The sequence below is a fragment of the Priestia sp. D51 genome (assembly GCF_053345675.1).
This window is the reverse complement of sequence record NZ_JBLTIR010000003.1, coordinates 866,427-888,207: the sequence shown is the minus strand read 5'-3', so window position 1 is coordinate 888,207 and position 21,781 is coordinate 866,427. Positions and strand designations below refer to the sequence as shown.

Here is a 21,781-nt window from a genome sequence, read left to right as displayed (position 1 = left end):
TTTACAACAATATATTGAATCTTTTGACATTTTACTCGTCATCCTTTTAACAAGATATCGCTTACAAATTGGAAATCCCATGGTAAAATAATAGAGCAACCTGTTGGTTCATTCAGCCGCTCGTCGGCATTAATTGAGGTGTTAAGAATGTTTCGAGTTTCCATTGCTTCGCTACAATGGTTTTTATTTATGATTTCTAATAGTATGATTGTTCCTATTGTAATTGCTTCTCAGTTTCATTTAAACCCAGCAGATTCTATTCAATTTTTACAGCGAACATTATTTATTTTGGCTTTGTCCGGGCTCTTGCAGGTATTTATAGGGCATAAATACCCAATCATGGAAGGGCCAGCTGGCGTTTGGTGGGGCGTCTTTTCTCTGTATGCGAGTCTTGGAACCGTTCTGTTTGGTTCTCACTCCGAAACGCTTCGCGTGCTGCAGTTCACCCTTCTTATAAGCGGGATAATTGCTATTTTAATGAGCCTGTTTGGTCTCATTGATAAACTAGCAAAATACTTTACTCCAACGGTTACCGGTACATATTTAATTTTATTAGTGACGCAGCTCAGCGGTTCCTTTTTAAAAGGAATGTTTGGCATTACAGAAACGAATTCAGCTATTAAACTTCCAATTGCGCTGACTTCAGCTGCGATTTTGCTGCTGACTTTTTATTTATTATCACACCGGACGTTAAATAAACTCAGCATTATTATTAGTATTGGTGTAGGCTGGGGAGTATTTGCAATGTTAGGGTTAGCTAAACCTATCGAATTTCAGGCGCAATTATTTTACATACCTAAAGTGTTTGTATTCGGAGCTCCTCGCGTTGAATGGAATATGGTTGTTACTGCTTTTTTTGTAACACTCATTTTAATCACAAACATGCTCGCTTCTATTCGTGTTGTTGAGTCTGTTTATAAACACAAAGGAGAAAAAATTGAAAAAGACAATATTAAACGTTCCGGGATGGTTTCGGGTATAAGCCAGCTGCTTGGAGGATTGTTTTCAGGTGTCGGTGCCGTTCCTATTTCAGGTTCCGGTGGATTTATTTCAGCTACAAATATTTATAGCCGAGTTCCTTTTATTGTAGCATCGTGTCTTTTGCTTTTTCTGAGTATCTTTACTCCTTTAACATCCATTATGTCCGCTCTTCCTCCTGCCGTCGGATACGCGGCAATCTTTCCTGTTTTTACAGGTATGATGGCTCTTGGAATTGGAGAATTCAAGCATGCCAAACAGCCCGAAAAAGCAATGAAAAAAGCAGGTATTGCGCTGCTGTCGGGGATAGGGGTTATGTTTTTGCCTTCTCAAGCTTTTTCAACACTTCCTCCTTTAGTTACTACGTTTTTAAGCAATGGATTAGTTCTTGGTACCATTATCATTCTTGCACTGGAAATTTCCGAATCACTTTCGTTGAAAAGACAAGATGCAAAAGAGGGATAAAAAAAAGAAGCTGAAACTCAGCTTCTTTTTTTACCTTTTTACCGTTAATCCTTTTAGTTCATCGTCTTCCATAGCCATTTCATAAAATTCTCCCGTTTCATCGTGCGCTAAAACATAATCCAACTCTTCCTGAGCAGAGGCAGTTTTTCCAAGAACAGCTAGGTAGCATGCCAAGTTATAGCGAATAAAAAGATCTTCGTCTCCGCTTTCTACTCTGGTTATCATAAGCGAAGCTGCTGCTTCTGTTTCACCTTCTAAATGATACGCGATACCTAAATCGGTATACATTCCTTCATACTCTTGACGCTGTTCAATTGCTTTTTGAAGAAGCTGAACAGTTTCATGATAACGTTCCGTTTTATTATACAGTTTTGCTAGTCCTGCATATATGTCAGGCTGATAAATCTCCTGCTGAAGTAATTCTTGAAAAGCAGCCTCTGATTTTTCTACCTCTTCAAGGTTACTCAAAATAAATGCTCGGTATATCTGCAAATCTATATGATTTGGCTGCTGTTTGAGAAGTTTTTGAACTAAGTTTAGCGCTTCATGTGCAGCCTGTTCATTTTCTTGGATATTAACGAGTATATTGGCTAAATGATAGGCAACATCAAAATCCCAGCTTTGATGCAGCGATTTTTTCAGCACGGTGATGCTATCTTCAATCAACCCTTTCTCTTCGTAAAAAGCCGCAAATGCATGCACAGCCTCTTTATTATTTCGATCCGTTTTTATGGCAAGTTCATACAATTCAATCGTTAAGCCAAGCAGCGTAACCGTTTTTGCTTTTGCTTTGAATTTTGCTAAGCTTCGTTTGAAGATAGATCCTTGCTGCTCTTCTACGACCGAATCGGCATACTCATTTAAAGCCTCGGCTGCGTTTTTAAATAACAAACTTTTGCTTTGTTTTTCCATTTTTATCTTTTTTAAATCTGCCGTAAGCCCGGACAGTTTTTTTCCATTTAGAAAGCTAGACATGAACGTTTGAAATAGAGCGTAATCTTCCGGATCCTCACTTAGCAACTCTGTAAGAACTTTTCTAGCTTCTTCATATCTCTGTTCCATGATGAGCCATTTTGCCTGATGATGGCGAATAGCAGGATTCTGTAGATCTAGTTCAAGAGCCTTCTCTAGATACGCTTCAGCCTGTGAAATGTCTCCTTTTAGACGATACACATGAGCCTGGCTGTCAGCGAGCCATTGAGGTAGCACAATTTCCTCTACGCTCTTTAATACCTCTAACAGCTCTTCATACTCTTTCTCTGTTTCACAAAGTGAAGCTACGTGCTCAACGTTTACTTCCATAGGATTCAGCCGTATCCATTGAAGCAGCCAATTTCTTTCAGCCGTTCGATTTTGTTCTTCACAAGCCATTTCGGCAAGCTTCATACAAGCGGCTTCAAATGTTTTATCAAGAGTTAAGCACTTTTGGAAGGCCTCGTTTGCTTCAGTGATGCGATTCATTGATTGATATATTTCACCTAACCGATAATATGGCAAAGCATCTTGCTTGATACGAAGCGCTTGATGATAAAGCTTCTCACTTTTTGTTAGCTGCTTGACCTGTTCGTATAATATGCCTAAATAGCACATGTACAAAATCTCATTAGGGTGCTCTTGATGTTCTGCAGTTAAAAACTTAATTCCACGAGTCAATAAAGCTGTGTCTTCTAAATAACCCGTATATGCTTCTAACACTTCATCTAACGCTGTTTGAGCAAAATGAATTCCTTCTTCATAAAGAGCAAATCCAAACTCTAACGTTTGATTGTCTAGCTCCTTTTGTTTTGCTGCATCTAAAAGCATGCTGCCTGCATCCAACATGACGTCGCTGTTCGATGAAAACTTCTGCGCAATAAGCGTGAGCGTATCAACGGCCGTTAAATGTTCACCTGTTTCTAAATACGCATAAGATAACCCCAAATACATAAGGGCATCTTCCTCTATTTTTAAGCCTTCTTTATACAGAGCAATAGCTTCTTCGTACCTTTGATTCGCGACGTATAAATCGCCTAGTCTTCCTCGAATTGTCATGTCGCCCGGTAGATGCTTCATGCCTTCTTTGAGATAGCTTTCAGCTTCGTCCGTTTTTTCTAGTTGATATTGTAGCAAATCAGCTATCGAAAGATATGGATAAGGAACAGTCGGCAAAAGCTGTTTAGCTACTTGAAACCCCCGGTAAGCTTTACGAAACTTTTTTAAATGTTCATCACAACGGGCTCTTTCAAACCAGCTGTGCGCATCTTTTGGGTTTTCCTTTAATAACGCGTCGAAAAGATTTCTGGCTTCTGCGTATCTTTCTTTCTCCATTAAAATAAGTCCGTGATTGATTTGTGTATAAGATTCATCACTATACATATTTAAGGAAATAGTCGAGCATTCAAAAGCCTTTTCGAGGTTTCCCTGGTACATGTATGCAAGTGCTAGATAGCTCCAGTTCAAATGCTGCTCTACGTCTAATTGCAGCGAGCTGCGCAGTGCTTCAACAGCCTCATCATATTTCTCTTCATCCAGCGCAATTCTTCCTTTAAGATAGTGATAAAAAGAGCTATGCTTTTTGTTATCTATGTGGTGTAACAAGGAAGATGCTCCCTTACTGTCGTCAAGTTTAAAAAAGGCATATGCGGCGTGAAGCTTAAGATAATCATGATTGCTATATTTCTCTAACACATGATTAATACACGTACGAATATAGGCTTCATGCTCTTTTCTGTACAAATGCTTCATACTGTAAATAGCGGAAAATGGAACATGCTCATTTGCTTTTAATAAAGAAACGAGATCGTTAATGTGGGCCTCTTCATCCGCTTCAACTAGTTCGATTAAGTCATACAGCTGACGGATAAACTCATCTTGCTCTTTAGAAAGTGAAGCGAGATCCGCTGCCGCTTTAGAAGCAACAATTGATAAAAACCCCGAATTAGCGTAATGCTGATCAAAATTTTTATATTCTACATATGTTGGACTTAGAAAATTAGCATCTTGTACATGGAAAAGTTCAAGTTCATCATCGTAGCCAAATACAACTTGAACGTGGGAAGCTTGTTCAAATTCCAGACTGACCAAAATAGGCAGCCCTTTGTCTAATAGTTCTTTAAACTGTTCAACTGTGCCTGTGAAAAACATCGCTGCAAAGCCAAGAGATTCAAAGTAGCTCACCGCAGTTGATAATTTGGATCCTAAGCCGCCGTAAATACGCGTTCCAATCTCATCCTGTGTTTTTTCGGTATGTAAAAGCCTTAACATCATACTCATACTGGCTGGCACGCAATAATTATCTTTTTGAACGATGGGTACAATCGGAAGCTTGATTGTACTGAATTTATCGTCTGTATGCTTTCCGATTAATTTTTGATAAGGTGAATCTTTTAAACATCGCTTGGTCGAGAGCAGATGCATAAGCTGAGATTGCTGCTGCTGTTCAAAATAAATGTCGGCGCGCAGCAGCGTAAAAAAATCTTGATAATCGTGATAGGGTAACTTTGAGTCGATAAATTCAATCGTTTCAAGCAAGAGAGAATACTCTTTTAAATCTTTTAATCGCATGACTTTATCCATATATAAAGACGGAAGCTGTGGATAGCGAACAATAGCCTCGTTAATTGTTTCAAGCGCTTGTTCATGCTTCCCTTCGTACGCATATAAGTCCGCTAGCATTGCATAGCAAAAATCTCCATTCTCCTTATATGCCGTTCCTTCTTTTAAGCAGGCTTCAGCTTTCATTCTGTCGTTGAGCTGCAAATAAAAATAGCCCCATCTGTCAGCCATACCCTTTTGGTTATGTGACGTTACTTGTTTCATCCACTTAGAAGCTTCATCCACTTGTTTCATTTCTAAAAGAATTCTTACCTTTAAAAAATAGATTTTCTCAAGCTGTTCCTTTTTAACTGATTCCGTATCCAGCTGAGAAATTAATAAAGAAAGTCTATCATCAGCGTCAAGTATCTTGCCTTCGCGCAGGAGATCATCGCAATAAAGAGTCACCATTCGAATCGAGCCAAATCGACGATAGCCATATGTCGTTAACATTCGGCTTAAACGATTTAATAAAGCCTCATCACAAAAGCGGATAAGCTCGTACAGCTCTTCTTCCGTTTGTAAGTGTGTCAACCATTCTTTCACAATCCCCGCAAGGCTCTTTGGTTGAAGGCTTTGTACTTCTTCTGTTATATACGCTACAAGATCAAATATTTGATAATGATCCACCATGCTTTTTAATTTCTGATAATTTATACTCAATTCAAAACCACCTTATTCAATAAAATAAGAACTATTACATCTGCTGTCTATAAATTGAAGTATAAGAAATTTCAAGGATTTTTTCTAGACACAATATAAATTTAAGCATATTGACGGGTCTTTAAATAGCAAAGAGCTGTCTTTTATCATAAGACAGCTCCGTAAAATCACACTTCAGCTTTCTTCAGTTTTACGCCGCCTTCAGGTTTTGGTTTGATAGCTTTTAAAACTAAAATGGCACCTACTGCACTAACCCCTAGAGACGTTTGGAACACAGCCATGTCCGACCACTTCATAAGCAATGTATAAAGAGGAGGCCCAGCTGCTACTCCGACAAAGCGCATCGAACTGTAAAGAGACGTAATGGTTCCTCTCTCTTCCTTTTCAATTCCTTCTGTAATAAGTGCATCAAGACTGGGAAGAGCTGCTCCAATTCCAATTCCACCAAGCACTAAAGTGAGTAAAATACTAAAAAGAGACGTATTAAAAAATAAAATGATGAAAGAACATGTTAACAATAAAAAGCCAAAAAAAGCAGACCACTTCATAACGATTTTATTGTTTCCAACTTTTTTCCCCGCCACAAAAGAAGAAATAGATAAAGCGAGCAAAGGAATAGCCATTACCAAGCCTTTTTTCGTATTCACAATATGATAACGCTCCTCTAGTATGGTCGATAGGTAAAATAAAACCCCGAATAATACAAGCATAATAATGGCGCCTAAAATAAAAATAGCCATAAGCCATCCAATATTTTCTTTGAGCGTCTTCTTCAAATCCTTCAAAAACTGCGTGATACTTTTCTTTTTTTGTTCAGATTCAGAAGAACTATCATTTTTCGGAACTTTTACTAAAAAGATAACTAAAAGAATCGAAATAAGGCAAAGAATAGGAATGAACCAAAAAGGAAGAAACCAAATCATAGCCGCTAAAAAAGCTCCCAGTATTGGGCTTAGTACTTTCCCAAACGTATTGGCTGTTTCAATTAAACCTAGTCCTTTTGTAATTTCTTGCTCGTCTTTGAACATATCTCCTACACAAGGCATCACAACAGGCATAGCCCCTGCTGAACCTATTCCTTGAATCGCGCGGCCAATTAAAATAACCCAGAATGGATTGGCCATTTGCCATGAAGCCCAGCCTGTTAAAGCCCCTCCTACTGCAGCAAGCAGCAAACTAGGAATAATAATTTTCTTGCGGCCAAATCGATCTGATAAATAACCAGCAATCGGGATTAAAAAAATAGCGAAAATTGAGTAGACCGTGATAATCATGGATACCTGCAGCGAGCTTATCTGTAGACGTTTTTCAATCACCGGCAACACCGGAATTAACATTGAATTTCCGAGGGTCATGATAAGTGGCACAGAAGCAAGAGCAAGTAAATCCAATTTTTTTCTACTTTCCATAGCGTCCTCCAAACCTTACTTCTAATTAACGTCACAATCACACGTTTTTCAATTTAAGCTTTATAAAACTTCTCGTGTTCATTGATTTCAAAGCTTAACTATCTCATTACATAAGATGATGTGTATCTATATTTTTTAGCTAAAAAGGTAATTGCTATTCATGGTTTCACTGTTCTTCTTTAATTTATTGAACTTTGTTATTTATTCTTGTTAATACTTGTAAAAACACATGTTTTTAATCCCATATATGAAGAAGCGTACGAGTATTTCCGTACGCTTCTTCATATATAGGCGTCATCTTATTACACTACTTCACCTCGATGACCATCTCCATCATACATAAACTGTTTATCAATAATATGTTCGATATATATGGTTGTCAAATCGCTTTTTTTCACTTGAGCTACAATTAATCCTAACGGATCACCAATGGTGAAGCTTGTTCCATTTTGAAACATTAACAGCTGCTCATTTAAATGCAATACGCGCTTATAAATTTGTTCTTTCTCTAGGCTGCTGCGGCTCTTTGCTGCTTCGAGCGTTGAAAATAACAAAATGATTTCTTTTCCATTTATTTGTGTACGATACATACACGACCCACTCCTTATCACCGCGTTAAAATTATGCTGACTATACTTTTATTATAAACTAAATTTTCAGTTATTTTTCATCTCACGAGAAATTTTTTTATTAAAAATAGACTATGTCCACGTTAAATAAAATTTAATTTTCAGAAAAGTTAAATTTTAATATTGAAATTTTATTTCTTCTTATTATATAATATAAACAATCATTTACCTCTATTGGAAATGATAATTCGAGTTTCAGCAGCATGATGCTGCACAGTACTAGGGGGATTCAAGTTATGCAAAATGGTAAAGTAAAATGGTTCAACAATGAAAAAGGCTATGGCTTTATTGAAGTTGAAGGCGGAAGCGACGTATTTGTACATTTTTCTGCCATCCAAAGCGAAGGTTATAAATCCTTGGAAGAAGGACAAGAGGTATCTTTTGAAATTGTAGAAGGCAATAGAGGCCCACAAGCCGCTAATGTCACTAAGCTATCATAAATAGATCTTTTTATTTTATAGTAAAAGAGACTCTTTTCTGAGTCTCTTTTTTGTTATAACTAGCGTTTGGCCTCAGTAAGCTGCTGGTCACATGTTTGAATAGACTGCATGCACTGCTGAAGAAATTGCTCGTCTACTCCTGTGCCATGAGCTTTGGCAGATTGAAGCTGTGCTTTTGCATCGTTAAGCGCATTCGTTGCCTCTTCAAGCTGCTGAGGACTCATACTCATCGTAGCTGTCCCAATCATCTTTTGAGCAGATTGAATGGACACTTCTACTTGCTTTAAATCATTATATCCTGTTGTTACTTCTTCATTTGAAAACTTATCCATTGAAAGAACACCTCCATATGGATAGAATGAAGCTGCTGCCGACAAATTATACACGCTTACTTTTTAGTCAGCAAATCTCCATACTGCTTAATCTTTTCTCCTACGGTACACTCTTTAATACAAAACGTCTGAGCGTATGTTTTGCCCTTTTCTTTGTTAAACGTTTTTTTTACAAAACAATCACTACAGTAGTAATCCAATAACTCCGTTACTTCTTCTAATAATTGTTTACGTTCCACTCTCGTTCATCTCCATTTCGTTCTGTGTGTTACACTTGCTTCCTGCTAGCAATTGGTATCCCTTGAAGAGCTTGAGTCGCAAGCTGGTCGGCCTCTTCATTTTCCTTCCTTGAAATAGGCTCATATACCGGTCGGATACCAAGTTCCTGCATTTTATCTTCTATTCGATCTAAGTACCGATTAAACTCTTCTTCGAAACAGGGCCACTCCCCTGCAAGCTGATTTAATACAACCTGAGAGTCACCTCTAAACGTTACCGGTATATGATGAACACCGAGTTCCTCAAGCTCTTGTATTAAATAATAAAAAGCAGCATACTCTGCCTCATTATTTGATTCTATCTCTTGCAGTCTTGAGTTTCGTCGTATTCGGTAAGACTGGTTGTTCTGTTTAAAATAAATCACAGCCCCAAGCCCCGCTAAAAGCGTATCATGCTCATAGCCTCCGTCAAAATATGCCACAATATCGTGAGGCTCTGTCTGTACTTCCTGTAAGAGCTTTTTCGCTTCTTTTACAGTCCATTTTTGCTGCTGCTCATCAAGTAGAAAAATTTCCTTCGTTCGACCTGTTTTTTCTAAATCACCCACAATCATTAGCGCCTCATTCGCATCTGTGAAATCGGATGTGAAAATTAACTGTTTATGTTTCGAGGATTTATAATGCCATTCAATTTGGAAATTCATAACGAGCATTCCTTTCATCAGCAATTTTGAATTCAACACTTTTTCTGCTTTTTTGTATTTTATCTTCTATTATGTCTTTTCATGACAGTTTTCTTACCTAATAAGCGGATTTTAGCGTTTATACGTGCTAATATAAAATAGCTGAAGTACTTATGATACAATACTATTGATGAAAAAACATGGTTTAAGCTTATATTGTTTTAACAAGGAGGCTGTATGATGATTGAAGTTTATATAGACGGAGCCACTGCTGGCAATCCTGGTCCTTCTGGAGCTGGTATTTTAATTAAAGGAAATGGTGAACATCATCGTTACGCTATTGCTCTTGGGACAATGACGAATCATGAAGCAGAGTACCATGCACTTCTTCATGCATTAAAAATTTGTTTAGAAAAAAAGTATACGAGCGTATCTTTTCGAACAGACTCTCAGCTAGTAGACCGCGCAATGAACCAAGAATACGTTAAAAATAAAGCGTTTGCTCCTTTACTAGAAGAAGCCCTCAAATTGTCCAGTCAATTTGATTTATTTTTTATAAAGTGGATCCCTAGCTCTCAAAATGCAGGTGCTGATCAGCTGGCCAGACAAGCCATTAATCAAAAAGAAGCAGGAATGTAATCCTGCTTAAATCATACCTGATGACTTTAAATATTGAATGGCTTGTTTTTGATTGCTAATACGATTTGATGTCAAATTCTCGAGGAGCGATACAAAAAAACTGCCGTCAAATTCTTTTTGTACTTTTAGTGTCCATTCAATTGTAAATATGACCATCTCGTCAGCTGCACGCGTATACTGCTGACCAAATGAAATAAATCCACGTGCATCTTCTGCTAAATGAAAGCCTTTTTCTTCAAGATAAAGAAGATACTCTTCAACGGTTTGAGCTGTTTTTGTCACTTTTTCGTCCCATCCTTTTGCAAAGGTTCTTCTTTATCTTAGCTTACTTTTGGCTATTTGACTATGATTTCCCTTCTAAAAAATAGCCAATTGCTCCAAGTGCTACTCCTAAAATGGCTCCGCCAATCACTTCTTCTGGCTGATGACCAAGCATTTCTTTCAAGCGCTGTTCCGTCAAATCGTGAAAGCCTCCGTCTGGAAGACCCGCAAGCTTTTCAATTTCTTCATCTAACGTATTCACTTTAATAGTAATTTCGCCAGTCTGCCTTCGAATTCCTTGTGCATCGTACATCACAATAATTCCAAAAACAGATGCTAACGCAAAGTCAATCGTAGAAACACCTCTTTTTAATGCTACATAGGTAGCCAAAGAAGATACGCCGGCTGAATGAGAGCTTGGCATTCCACCCGACGCAGCAATCATCCGCATATCCCATTTTCCTGTTTGATACTTTTTAATTGGGATTTTTAAAGCTTGTGCTAAACCGATTGATGAAAGAGCAATGACAATTCCTTTATTCATATTGCTTCACCTCATCTATAGTTTGCGATGGATTGACATCTTGTACCCAAGCAAATATTGCCCAACAAAAAACGCCGGGCTAATCTGCTGACAGAGCAGACTAATCCCGGCGTTTTTGGAAACAGTTCTGTTATTTTTTACGCTTTTTTTGTGCAGCATTATTCATTTTGGCAGATTCAACTTCAGCATAAGAGCCGAATTCTTGTCCATATTGATTATTTGCACTTTTATTAGCTTCTAACTTCTTGTTAACAGAATTATTTTGGTTTTGTTGCACGTTGAACTCAGAAGCAAACTCCCCAGCATAAGTGTCATTTGCACTTTTTGCACGCTTTGCTTTTTGAGCCTGATTTGCTTTAAACTCAGAAGAGAACTCTTGGTTATAATTATGCTTTGCATTGTTATTCGCTTGCGCATTTTTATTACCTAATTTTTGACGACCCATCGCTATCTCCTCCTATTTGTACCTCGTTGGTACACTATTAGTATGGATCAAGCGGCACGTCATATCCTGTTCAAATTAAGGTAAAAACACCAGAGCTTAGCACGTTTATATTCTTGCCACGTACTCTTTAACCATTTCTTCCGTCACTACTTTACGGCCTGGAATGATGGTGTATTTTTGAGACAGCTCATTAATTTCTGCTGTTACAGCGTTAATACCGTCTACAGAAAAGGGCTTCCCTTCTTTGCAGAGAAGCACAGCTGCTTCAATAGCTTGCTCACGTCGAGCTTCTAAGCTGGCAAAAGCACGTACTAATTCGTGCTGTTTTTTAGAATGGGCTGAAATTTCTTTATGTACACTCATGTTCGTTCCTCCATTATATTATGCTGAGTTAGTAAAAATAAGTTAATGTCCTCATAACTGATTTGCTTTTCCGGTAATTCTTTTAAGTTTTTTTCTATCGCTGCAGATTCTTTCTTAATGCTATCCAAAAAGTTTTTCATCTTTTCATTAAAAGCGACTTTCCCGCTTATCTTGCATTGTACAAATTGCTCAATGATGGATTGCTGCCTATCGTCGAGATTTGCCTGCTTACATAAATCGGCAAATAAAATGACAGGGAAACTGCGCTGCTTTACTACTTTCAGTGATAAAAATGCACGAATCAGTTGGAGCATCACTTTTATATCCTCTATTGTAACAGAAGATGTCAGATTTCTTTTACTATTTATCGTTAAAATTTTAAAATAATGATATCCCAATGCTTTTAAGGAATATGATTGAGCCATCATTTGCCGGAGTGGCTCAGCAAACGATGACTTTTGATAATAAACAAAAGGCGACCATAGCCACTCATAAAGCGAAGGGTTTGATTTTGTAAACAAATAAATGGTTTTGTACAAATCCCACCCTTGCATATCATAATTGCCTTCTGCTACATTAATGACCTCTTGAGGTCTATTGAGATGAAGATAGCGTGATGCTTTATATTTATATATAAAGCGGACGTCAAAATCACTCGCTAACGTGTCCAGTCCGTAAGCACGGCTCCCTGATTCACATGCAAACAAAATTTCTACATTATATTCTTTTTCAATTTCCTGTAAACGTTTATTTATGTGTGTAGACATAAAAATTAATGACCCTTTCTTTCCTCCAATACAAGTTCTAGCACCGTCATTGTACTTACCAATTCTTGAATTGGAAATTCTTCAGACACGGCCGCTTGCAGCTGTTTGTAATAATCATACCATTCTTCAGATACAGACTGTTTATGCGCTAAAACGTACTGATTCACTAAATAGGTATAGTGTGAATGAAGAGCAGCTTCTTCTTTCGCAATGTAGTGATTAACATCCGGCTTAATACGTTCTAATAAAGCAGCGTGGAGCTTTGCTTTCTCATTTTTTTCAAAAAAGCTTTTATTGTTTTTATACAGTGAAAGCTCTTTTTGATACGATTCATTCTTATCGAATTGATGACTTGTCACAACTTCGCTGCCATTTGGAGGCTCTAACGAGTTCAACGTTGGAGTAAACGTCGGTTCATAGCGCTGTAGCTTTGTGATGATCATTCGATGCCAGTCTTCGATTAATTTTACGATGTATTTTTCGATTCGCAAAGTGGTCGCACGCACTTCTTGCGTTGCGTCGAAGGAAATAGACGTTAACAACTCCTGCAAACACAGGCGCAGCTGCTTTTGCTTTTCACCTCGATCATCTCTTAAGTTTGCCGGACTGAATGCTTCTTTAAAGAAGTCATCGTACCTCACAAACAGACGTTTTTTCACATAAAATAAAAGCTCTTCTAATTCTCGGTCAAACTGCTGTTGTTCATATTCAAAATGAATTTCATGCAGTTTTGCTGCTACCTGCTCATTTTTTATGTGAAGAGATTGAATGTATCGCTTTTTATCGACTTCTGATTTTGTCTGCACCTGTTTCATTTCATTGGCAACTGCTAAAATTTGTTCGAAATCTGCATAGACACTTTGGATAGCAAGCTCTGGTAATTCATAATTTATGAAGCGGTAAAACGCATTTTTGAATGGCAGAAACATTTTATCCTCGTGGTTTTGCAAAGCTTGCAAGCTTGATACCGGGTATAAGCGCGGAAAGCGTATACCATACTGTTCAAGCTGCTCTTTTACGTACGTCTGAACTAACTGCAGCTCTGTATCCGAGCTGGCTAAGTCCGCTGCATTTACTAAGAAAAACATTTTATCAAGCGCAAATACATCTTTTACACGGCCAAGCTGAATAAGAAATTCTCGGTCAGCTTTTGAAAATGCATGATTATAATACGTTACAAATAAAATGGCATCTGCATTTTTGATATACTCAAACGCTACTCCCGTGTGTCTCGCATTGATTGAATCAGCTCCAGGTGTATCAACAAGCGTAATGCCTAAGCGAGTAAATTCACAGTCATAATACAGGTTAATAAATTGAACAAAACACGCTTTTTCTTCCTTGGCTACATAATCATGAAATCCTTCTGTATCCACTACTACTTCTGAACCGATATGATGCTTGACTTCGCCGTAGCCTTTTTCTACTGCCTGTAAAAACGACAAATGCAGCTGCAGCTCTTCTGTTGCCTGCAGGGTCGGAATAATCGCTAGCGCTTCGTCAATTGTTTCTACTTCATGATGAAACAGCTTAAGTGCACCATTTAAATCTTGGATCATCTGCTTGTTTGTTTTCATTTGCACAACAGCTGTTTTATGCGGCCGTTTTTCTGTTGGAGGCATAATTTTATTGATGGTTGCTGTTGTTGGATTCGGAGATACAGGAAGTAATCTTTCTCCAATCAACGCATTAGCAAAAGATGACTTACCGGCACTGAATGCTCCGAATAAAGCTACGGTAAACGTTTGATTTGATAGCTTTTTACGTTTTTCTTGAAGCCTATTAATAAAGCGGTCTAATTTTCCAAATGAACGGAGCTGTTCGAGAACAGCAGATACATCTTGAAGAACCTTTTCTGTTCCTGTTTCATGTACAGCTTCCTCAGGCTGTGAAACTAACTGCTGCTCACTCGCAGCTTCATGCTTTTCTTCAGCTTTCATGATGCCCGTTTCATATTCTTCTTGTAACATATATGACAACTCGTTTGTATCTTCTAGCGTTAGGCCGTCATCAGTTTGCTGTAAAGATTGAAGCAACGCTTTTGTACGTGCCAGTTTTGCTTTCATTTCCTGAAGAGATGTATACGCTTCTTCAAATGCCTCACATTCCTGCAAGTGTTGAGAAATATTCTCACGCTTTACTTCATCTTGCTCCATTTTGCTCTGTTCGATTTGCGCATAGAGCTCGTATAACAATCGCGTGGCTTTTTTCTTAATGTGATCAGCTACATCTTTTGCGTACGTTAAAACATAATCACCATTAATCGTAGCTCCTGCTTTTACCGTTTCAATTAAGTCATGAGGTTCTAACGGAATTTCAAACTGCTGAACCTGGCGTATAAGATCCGGGTCAGTAAGATTTTGATTTTTCACCAGATCTTGCACATATTGCTGCAAGTGCCACTGCAGCTGAGAGGCTGTTCGTTCTTTCATATCGTCAAAAAATAACGTCAGCCGCTCTTTTTTTACTTCCTCGGTCTTTTTCTTAGCAAATAAAAGACCCACTTTGAAATCAGGCTTTGTCGTTTCTAAAAACAGCCTAGCTTTTTCTCTCATTTCATATGGTGTTAAATTGGCGTTGCTTAGTATCTTGCCTGTTTCTTGTTGGTACGTTTCTGCTAACTGCTTTTCAGCACGCTTTATTTCCGCTTCTTTTTCGAGAAGCTGCTCTTTTTGCTGCTTATTTATTTCATGGTTCTCAAGCGTCAGCTTATGGCGCAGCTCGTCATGAATCGTTAACTTTTCTTCTTCTTGGTCTTCAATAAAGGCAAGGTGATCGTCAATTAACATTTGCAACGCATGTTGAATATGCTGATGTCGGTTTTCTTTTTCCGTCATCATAGCAAGTAATAGAGATTTTACGTACGAAAGGTCATTATGACGGTTGGCTGGCTCTTTTAACGACGTATAGAAGATTCCTTCTGGTCTAACATTCCACTTTAAAAATGACGTTTCTACAGATTCTTTAAATGCTTGAAATGTTAGCTGATCTTCTTGATGTTTATCGATTTGATTTACAATTAAATAAAGCGTTTTATTAGCTTCTTGCAGCTGTTTTGCAAATTGAAGATTTAATTCTGCCTGCACATGATTATAATCCATCACGTAGAAAATAACGTCCGCTAAGTGAAGAGCTGACTCGGTCGATACACGATGCGCATCATCTGTTGAATCAATCCCCGGTGTGTCCATCACCACAACATTTTTAGGAATAGCGTTTGTCTCGATTGATAAATGAATGGACTCTACTTCATCTCCGTCGACAGCAAACTGCTTAATTTGTTCATGCTGATAAGGCGCTTCATAACGCACCGGCGGCTGTTTGCGGTAATAAACGGTTGCATGCTCATCCCCCGCCTTTACTGATACTAAGTTTGCGCTTGTCGGAATAGGACTTGCAGGCAAAATTGCTTGCCCCATTAATTCGTTAATCATACTCGATTTCCCAGCCGAAAAATGTCCGCAAAATGCTACAACAAATTCACCGTTCACCCACTTTTTTAACAGCTGTATTGCTTTTGCTGCCTGCTGTTCATCTCCAGCTGCTTGAAATTGCTTATGTAAATGAAAAAGAGATGCTTCCAATTGGAGATTTTCTTGATGTTTCACACTCACTTTACCCATTATTACTCTACCCCTTTTGCCTCATTCAAGACTGTATTTAAATGTTCTCTATCCATCTTTGTTTCTGCTTATTCTTTCTCTATTTTACTTGATTCACCTACGTTTTCCCATAAAAAACTGAATTTTTAGTTACAAAAACAATAAAAAAAGCTGTCAATAATTTGACAGCTTTGCATTGTATTTATTTATCGTGTATATATTACGCCTTTTGGGCTTTTTCAATATTTTTCATTACATACGTTGTGACGCCAACATATGTAGCAAGTGCTCCGATCACAAAAAGACTAACCATTACGTCCACCACCGTTTCTAATTGATGAAATTGATAATCTTTATCATTTGATTTCATCTTATCATGAAAGATAATCATTTTCAATTAGTTTTGAGATTTTTTTGCAGGAAAGAAACGTCCCGTATTTTGCATGACCTCGCCATAATTTGTTTCATTCGTTAGCGCTTGCTCTTCTAAAGGAATTCTAACGGCTAATATACACAAATTGAAAACAGAAAAAATAGCTAACGTCCAGTATGCCTGAAACATAAGCGGAACTAACACCAATTCTGCCGCTACAACTGTATAATTTGGGTGCTTCATAAACCGATAAGGACCTCTTAGCACAACCTTCGCGTTAGGCAAGACGATAATTTTTGTATTCCAATACTTTCCTAACGAAGAAATAGCCCATACTCTTGCAAGTTGCACAAGCACAAAAAAGCTAAACAACAAAAAAGAAAAGTGATACATTCCACCGTTTAACACATACACTTCCGTAAAAAGAGCAGCAAAAAAAGCGGCGTGCATGCTTACCATCCATTTGTAGTGACTTTGACCAGCTTCGTATGCTCCCTGCTTCTTCATCCAAGCTTCATTTCTTTTGGCAATCACCAATTCACATAGACGCTGTAAGATAATAAATACAAAAAAACTATAAAAAAACAATCGCTTTACCTCCACTCTAATAGAAGCATTTCAGAACTAAATCCAGGACCAAGAGCTGTTAATAAACCGTATTCTTTACTCGGAATTTCTTTCTTCATAAAGCGGTCTAGCACATATAAAACGGTTGCCGAAGACATGTTTCCATGGTTTTTAAGTACATCTAGTGAATCAGCAATCATATTTTCGTTTAGCGATAGCGTTGATACATATGCTTCAAGCACTTTTTTCCCTCCAGGATGAGCAACAAAATGTTTTAAATCCCGACTGGTCAAATTCTGAGTTTGTAAAAAAGACTCCACTTCTCCGCCTAACCACGAATCGATAATAGTGGGAATATCTTTTGAAAACACAACAAATAACCCATCATTTTTAATCTCCCATCCCATTACGTCTTCGGAATTTGGCATAAGCGTCGATTGTGTATGTAAAATGTAAGGAAAGCTTTTTGAACGGGAAAAAGTGATATCTGCTTCGTCACCTGCGACTAAAGCAGCTGCTACTCCATCAGCAAATAAAGATGTACCGATTAAGTTGCTTTTTGAACGATCATTCCGCTGAAAAGTCAAACTGCACAGCTCAACGGATAATACAAGAACTTTAGCGCGCGGAAAGGCTTTGCAATATTCGTAAGCCCTTGAAAGTCCAGATGCTCCTCCGGCACACCCTAATCCCCATATAGGGATTCTTTTTGTATGGTCTGAAAACGCAAGCTTATTCATAATTCGAGCTTCAATGCTAGGCGTAGCTACACCGCTTGTTGAAACGTAAAAAATAGCATCAATTTCTCCACACGGCAAAGGGGTACTTACATAGTCTTTATTTGTTAAGCATTCTTCAATGGCTTTTGTACCTAATTCAACAGCACATTCTATAAAAGCATCATTTTTTTCTTCGAATGTATGATCTTCTTGAAACCAAGATAAGTCTTTGGCAAAATTACGTTTTTCAATTTGACCATTTTGAAAAACGGTCAGCAGACGATTAATATTTTTAAACGACTCGGAAAAAAGCTCTTTTGCAAATAGCAGCGTGTCTTGCTGAGTTAATTCATAGGGGGGAACTCCAAATCCAACTGAGACAATTTTTGGCATACACTTCACCTCTTTGATTGCGTTACATTTAACATTTGTAATAGCTGGGGATTTATTCAATTCTTTTTTAGTGGAATGGAGGTGAAACATAAAAAAACTTTCCTGTAACTCAGGAAAGTCTACGTTTTGAAGAAGTGTATGTTTGTTGTGCACTTTTATTATAGCGCAAATAATCTGAATGTACAGATACAATTTATGGATTGACGAAAATAAGTGCTTATTTTTTATGAAAAGAAAATGGACATATAGATTTCATCTACATATTCATTGTTAAAATAAGCTTGTTCTTTCATAACACCTTCTTGTTCAAATCCTACCTTTTTATACAATTCGTATGCCACTTTATTAGAAGCAAACACAGTTAAAGAAAGTTTATGAAGATTATTTTCTTTGCACCAGTTTAGCGTATAATTCATAAATTGTTTTCCTATTCCCATTCCCTGTGCTTTTGAAATAAGCCATGTACGGAAGAGCCCCGTGTGGCGCTTCATTTTAATTTCGCCTCTCAGAACACGTGCGATTCCAAGCACTTCACCTTCGACTTCAGCTACAACGTACATGTGATTGTTCTTTTCTACTGATGCAATAAAATCTTGCTCTTCTTGGACTGTGCGCGGCTCATCTTTTTGAATAAATTCCCCGGCTTCAATAATTTCTCTTACCGCTGTTGTAATATGCTCTGCATCACTTGCCTTTGCAGGGCGTATAGTGACTTCACGTCCGTCTTTTGCTTTAAATTTCACTATGTTTTTCTCTGCTGTAATCATCTATATCAACTCCTATATTTTTCACCATTCAGTACTACTATTTTGGTTCTAGCTTGCGTAATTTATCAGTGGTAAAGTTCTGCTTTTCATTTCATCTAACAAGCAATCATGTGCATTTGTTGTATTACCCACGCTTTAAACAAAGCTAAACTATTTTTGAAATATTTATTCTTGCACAGACATCCTAGAAATGCAATTAATTGCGTTAAAGAACTATTATTTCAAATTTTCTTTACAAAAGTGCATAAAAAAGAGGCTGGGACACAACGAAATCACTCCGACCTAAAGACGAACAAATGGGATTAATCCGCTAGAAGCAACGAAACGCATGAAAGCTACGTCCATCTTAACAATAAAAAAATACGAACTAACAACCAATAATTTTGATTATTAGTTGCTAGTTCGTATTTCACTTCGACTAAACTATTTTTGTCCTACTTTTTATTAAAGTCCCATTGAGATATATTTTACTTCTAAATAATCTTCAATGCCGTAATGACTTCCTTCACGTCCAAGACCACTTTCTTTAAAGCCGCCGAATGGAGCTTGAGCTGCAGATGGAGAGCCATCATTTACTCCTACAATGCCGTATTCTAATTCTTCAGATACAAATGTTGCTTCTTTAATGTTTTCTGTAAATACGTAAGCTGCTAAACCATAAGGGCTATTGTTTGCTCGTTCTACGGCTTCTTCTACTGTTTTGAATGTTGATACAGGTGCCAATGGTCCAAACGTTTCTTCAAACATGCAATTCATGTCATCAGTTACATTTGTGATAATTGTCGGCTCCATAAAGAAACCGTTTTTAGTTGTTATAGCTTGTCCGCCAACTACAACTTTAGCTCCTTTACTTTTTGCATCCGCAATTTGTGCTTTTACTTTCTCAACCGCTTTGTCGTTAATTAACGGTCCAACTTGTGTACCTTCTTCTAATCCGTTTCCTACTGTTAATTCCGCCGCTTTTGCTGCAAATTTTTCAACGAAAACATCTGCAATGGATTCTTGTACGTATACGCGGTTTGTGCAGATGCACGTTTGACCTGCGTTGACAAACTTAGAAGCAATTACGCCGTTTACAGCAGCGTCTAAATCTGCATTTTCTGTTACGATAAACGGTGCATGACCGCCTAATTCCAGCGATAATTTTTTCACAGTATCAGCAGCACCGCGCATTAGATGTTTACCAACCGCTGTTGAACCAGTAAATGTTAATTTTCGGATGCGTCCGTCTTTTTGCCATGTGTCGCCAATAGCTGCTGCATCTCCAGTAACAACATTGATCACACCTTGTGGAACGCCCGCTTCTTCTGCGAGTTCTACTAAACGAAATGCTGTAAATGGTGTTTCTTCAGATGGTTTTAAAACAATTGTACATCCTGCTGCAAGAGCTGGGGCCACTTTACGCGTAATCATGGCTGCAGGGAAGTTCCATGGCGTAATAGCTGCTACAACGCCAACAGGCTGTTTTTTAACCGTAATACGTTTATGCGTATGATGAGCTGGAATCGTTTCACCATATACACGCTTTCCTTCTTCAGCAAACCAAGCAATATAATCATTGCCATACTGCACTTCACCTTTTGCTTCTGCAAATGGTTTGCCTTGTTCCGTTGTCATAATTTCTGCTAGTTCATCTTTATGATTTTCAATAAGTTGATGCCATCTCATTAAAATAGCACTGCGCTCTTGAGCAGTTCTTTTCGACCATGTTTTAAAAGCTGTCGCTGCTGCATCAGCGGCAAGTGCTGCTTCCTTTGCGCCTGCCTTGGGAATTTGTCCTATAACTTCTTTTGTTGCTGGATTAATCACATCAATTTTCTCTTCTGTTGTTGTCCATTCACCGTTAATATATAGTTTGTTTGGATACATCATTCATCCTCCTAGTTGTGTGAATTTCTTTGCGCTGTGTTAACTACACTATATACACTAGCATCTTCGTTGATTTATGAGAACTTCCCTTCTATACTATGGGTATAACAAAAGGTTATAGGTGATAAATATGAAAACAGAATGGCTTGAGTCTTTTATTGAAACAGCCAAAACAAAAAGCTTAAGCAAAGCAAGCGAACAGCTGCATATGACGCAGCCCGCGCTCAGTAAGCAAATGAGAAAACTAGAAGAAGATTTAGGAGTAACATTATTTATTCGCTCCGCTACAGGAGTAGAATTAACCTCAGCAGGTGAAATTCTTTTACAAGAAGGTGAATCCATACTATCAAGCGTTCATGCTCTTCAAAAAAAATTAGTGTCTACGCAAGAAGCTTGTGATTTAACTATCGGAACGTGGCAAAGTATGGCTGCTTTTTACTTACCTTATCAACTGGCTTCTGCTAAAGACCACAATCGCCATATTGATATAAAAACCTCGCATCACTATTATGATTTGTTAGAGCAGTTAGAGAGCAATCAAATTGATGGAGCTTTATTTGATGATCGAGAGATTCAACATACTTACTGGTCAAAATTATTATTCAAAGAAGACTTTTATTTATTTGTGAATGATCAGCACCCGTTAGCCGAAAAAGAAAGCGTATCATTTGAAGATTTCAAAGAAGAACCCATTGTAGTTCTCCCTCCAGGGTGCGATGTTCGGACACTAGTAGAAAAAGCGTACAATCGTCATAACTTAAAAATTTCCATTGCCAATGAAATTGAATTTGCTCAAAGTATTATGGGATTTATTTCAGCTAATTTAGGTATTTCAATTCTCCCTGAAATTTTTATGCGCCATTTACAAAGCTCAAACATTAAAGCATTGCCTATTACAGACTTCAAATTCAAAAGAGAAATTTCATTAGTGGCAAAAAATCCTGACGTGGGGAAAATGCTTTATACACTGTTTTTCAAAACACGGTCTTAATAGGAAAGACGACCAAATTGGACAAATAATCTACTATGAATCGCTTGTTACAGCTATGTTCCCTATGACATTGAAAAGATCCGAACGATTA

At 37.8% G+C, this 21,781-nt stretch carries 21 protein-coding genes; 4 read left to right on the top strand and 17 right to left on the bottom strand.

Going from position 1 to position 21,781, the window contains the following annotated elements; translation table 11 throughout:
• The first annotated feature begins 147 nt into the window (after positions 1-147).
• Entirely contained in the window at positions 148-1,443 is a 1,296-nt protein-coding gene (locus ACNHOZ_RS16360) for a purine/pyrimidine permease (protein WP_048018507.1), read from the top strand.
• Between the two features lie 30 nt (positions 1,444-1,473).
• Here the strand turns inward: ACNHOZ_RS16360 and ACNHOZ_RS16355 are convergent, their stop codons facing one another.
• From ACNHOZ_RS16355 to ACNHOZ_RS16345, 3 genes are all read right to left on the bottom strand, one after another.
• Positions 1,474-5,679, bottom strand: a complete 4,206-nt coding sequence (locus tag ACNHOZ_RS16355; protein WP_447697237.1) for a tetratricopeptide repeat protein — start codon at positions 5,677-5,679, stop codon at positions 1,474-1,476.
• Between the two features lie 167 nt (positions 5,680-5,846).
• Complete coding sequence (locus ACNHOZ_RS16350) at positions 5,847-7,088, bottom strand: MFS transporter (RefSeq protein WP_028414028.1); 1,242 nt, start codon at positions 7,086-7,088, stop codon at positions 5,847-5,849.
• Between the two features lie 302 nt (positions 7,089-7,390).
• A complete protein-coding gene (locus ACNHOZ_RS16345; RefSeq protein WP_028414029.1) occupies positions 7,391-7,678 on the bottom strand; it encodes a hypothetical protein in 288 nt (95 codons plus the stop codon).
• 275 nt (positions 7,679-7,953) lie between these two features.
• On the opposite strand from ACNHOZ_RS16345, the gene cspD reads away from it, so the two are divergent.
• Positions 7,954-8,157, top strand: coding sequence for a cold-shock protein CspD (gene cspD / locus ACNHOZ_RS16340; RefSeq protein ID WP_013056175.1), 204 nt, complete (start codon positions 7,954-7,956; stop codon positions 8,155-8,157).
• 59 nt (positions 8,158-8,216) lie between these two features.
• Here the strand turns inward: cspD and ACNHOZ_RS16335 are convergent, their stop codons facing one another.
• From ACNHOZ_RS16335 to ACNHOZ_RS16325, 3 genes are read right to left on the bottom strand one after another with little or no spacing between them, the layout of a single operon-like run.
• Complete coding sequence (locus ACNHOZ_RS16335; RefSeq protein ID WP_028414030.1) at positions 8,217-8,489, bottom strand: DUF2564 family protein; 273 nt, start codon at positions 8,487-8,489, stop codon at positions 8,217-8,219.
• Between the two features lie 56 nt (positions 8,490-8,545).
• Positions 8,546-8,728, bottom strand: a complete 183-nt coding sequence (locus ACNHOZ_RS16330) for a zinc-finger domain-containing protein (RefSeq protein ID WP_013056173.1) — start codon at positions 8,726-8,728, stop codon at positions 8,546-8,548.
• A 29-nt stretch (positions 8,729-8,757) separates the two neighbouring features.
• The gene (locus ACNHOZ_RS16325; protein WP_034266558.1) at positions 8,758-9,411 is read right to left on the bottom strand and encodes a ribonuclease H family protein; all 654 of its coding nucleotides are present in this window, start codon (positions 9,409-9,411) and stop codon (positions 8,758-8,760) included.
• Positions 9,412-9,630: 219 nt separating this feature from the next.
• On the opposite strand from ACNHOZ_RS16325, the gene ACNHOZ_RS16320 reads away from it, so the two are divergent.
• Entirely contained in the window at positions 9,631-10,029 is a 399-nt protein-coding gene (locus ACNHOZ_RS16320; protein WP_033578453.1) for a reverse transcriptase-like protein, read from the top strand.
• A gap of 6 nt (positions 10,030-10,035) precedes the next feature.
• On the opposite strand, the gene ACNHOZ_RS16315 is transcribed toward ACNHOZ_RS16320, so the two are convergent.
• The 11 genes from ACNHOZ_RS16315 to ACNHOZ_RS16265 all read right to left on the bottom strand — a co-directional run bounded on the left by ACNHOZ_RS16315 (position 10,036) and on the right by ACNHOZ_RS16265 (position 20,699).
• A complete protein-coding gene (locus tag ACNHOZ_RS16315) occupies positions 10,036-10,311 on the bottom strand; it encodes a DUF6123 family protein (protein ID WP_013082383.1) in 276 nt (91 codons plus the stop codon).
• Between the two features lie 61 nt (positions 10,312-10,372).
• Positions 10,373-10,834 (bottom strand): divergent PAP2 family protein, encoded by a 462-nt coding sequence (locus ACNHOZ_RS16310; RefSeq protein ID WP_013056169.1) that lies wholly within the window; start codon positions 10,832-10,834, stop codon positions 10,373-10,375.
• 130 nt (positions 10,835-10,964) lie between these two features.
• Positions 10,965-11,279: a hypothetical protein gene (locus ACNHOZ_RS16305; protein WP_013056168.1), complete on the bottom strand. Its 315-nt coding sequence runs from the start codon at positions 11,277-11,279 to the stop codon at positions 10,965-10,967.
• Between the two features lie 105 nt (positions 11,280-11,384).
• On the bottom strand, positions 11,385-11,642 hold the full coding sequence (locus ACNHOZ_RS16300; RefSeq protein ID WP_013082381.1) for a DUF2533 family protein: 258 nt from the start codon (positions 11,640-11,642) through the stop codon (positions 11,385-11,387).
• Positions 11,639-12,409, bottom strand: a complete 771-nt coding sequence (locus ACNHOZ_RS16295; protein ID WP_394556975.1) for a nucleotidyltransferase domain-containing protein — start codon at positions 12,407-12,409, stop codon at positions 11,639-11,641. Before ACNHOZ_RS16295 ends, ACNHOZ_RS16300 begins: the two co-directional genes overlap by 4 nt.
• Before the next feature lie 5 nt (positions 12,410-12,414).
• A complete protein-coding gene (locus ACNHOZ_RS16290) occupies positions 12,415-16,032 on the bottom strand; it encodes a dynamin family protein (RefSeq protein WP_447697236.1) in 3,618 nt (1,205 codons plus the stop codon).
• A gap of 199 nt (positions 16,033-16,231) precedes the next feature.
• Complete coding sequence (locus ACNHOZ_RS16285; RefSeq protein ID WP_221831796.1) at positions 16,232-16,402, bottom strand: hypothetical protein; 171 nt, start codon at positions 16,400-16,402, stop codon at positions 16,232-16,234.
• Positions 16,403-16,408: 6 nt separating this feature from the next.
• A complete protein-coding gene (locus tag ACNHOZ_RS16280; RefSeq protein ID WP_028414036.1) occupies positions 16,409-16,972 on the bottom strand; it encodes an isoprenylcysteine carboxyl methyltransferase family protein in 564 nt (187 codons plus the stop codon).
• Between the two features lie 5 nt (positions 16,973-16,977).
• Entirely contained in the window at positions 16,978-18,063 is a 1,086-nt protein-coding gene (locus tag ACNHOZ_RS16275) for a type III polyketide synthase (RefSeq protein WP_447697235.1), read from the bottom strand.
• A gap of 224 nt (positions 18,064-18,287) precedes the next feature.
• A complete protein-coding gene (locus ACNHOZ_RS16270) occupies positions 18,288-18,830 on the bottom strand; it encodes a GNAT family N-acetyltransferase (protein ID WP_028414038.1) in 543 nt (180 codons plus the stop codon).
• Between the two features lie 444 nt (positions 18,831-19,274).
• On the bottom strand, positions 19,275-20,699 hold the full coding sequence (locus ACNHOZ_RS16265) for an NAD-dependent succinate-semialdehyde dehydrogenase (RefSeq protein ID WP_338705341.1): 1,425 nt from the start codon (positions 20,697-20,699) through the stop codon (positions 19,275-19,277).
• A 130-nt stretch (positions 20,700-20,829) separates the two neighbouring features.
• On the opposite strand from ACNHOZ_RS16265, the gene ACNHOZ_RS16260 reads away from it, so the two are divergent.
• Positions 20,830-21,690, top strand: a complete 861-nt coding sequence (locus tag ACNHOZ_RS16260) for a LysR family transcriptional regulator (protein ID WP_034266540.1) — start codon at positions 20,830-20,832, stop codon at positions 21,688-21,690.
• Positions 21,691-21,781 lie beyond the last annotated feature (91 nt).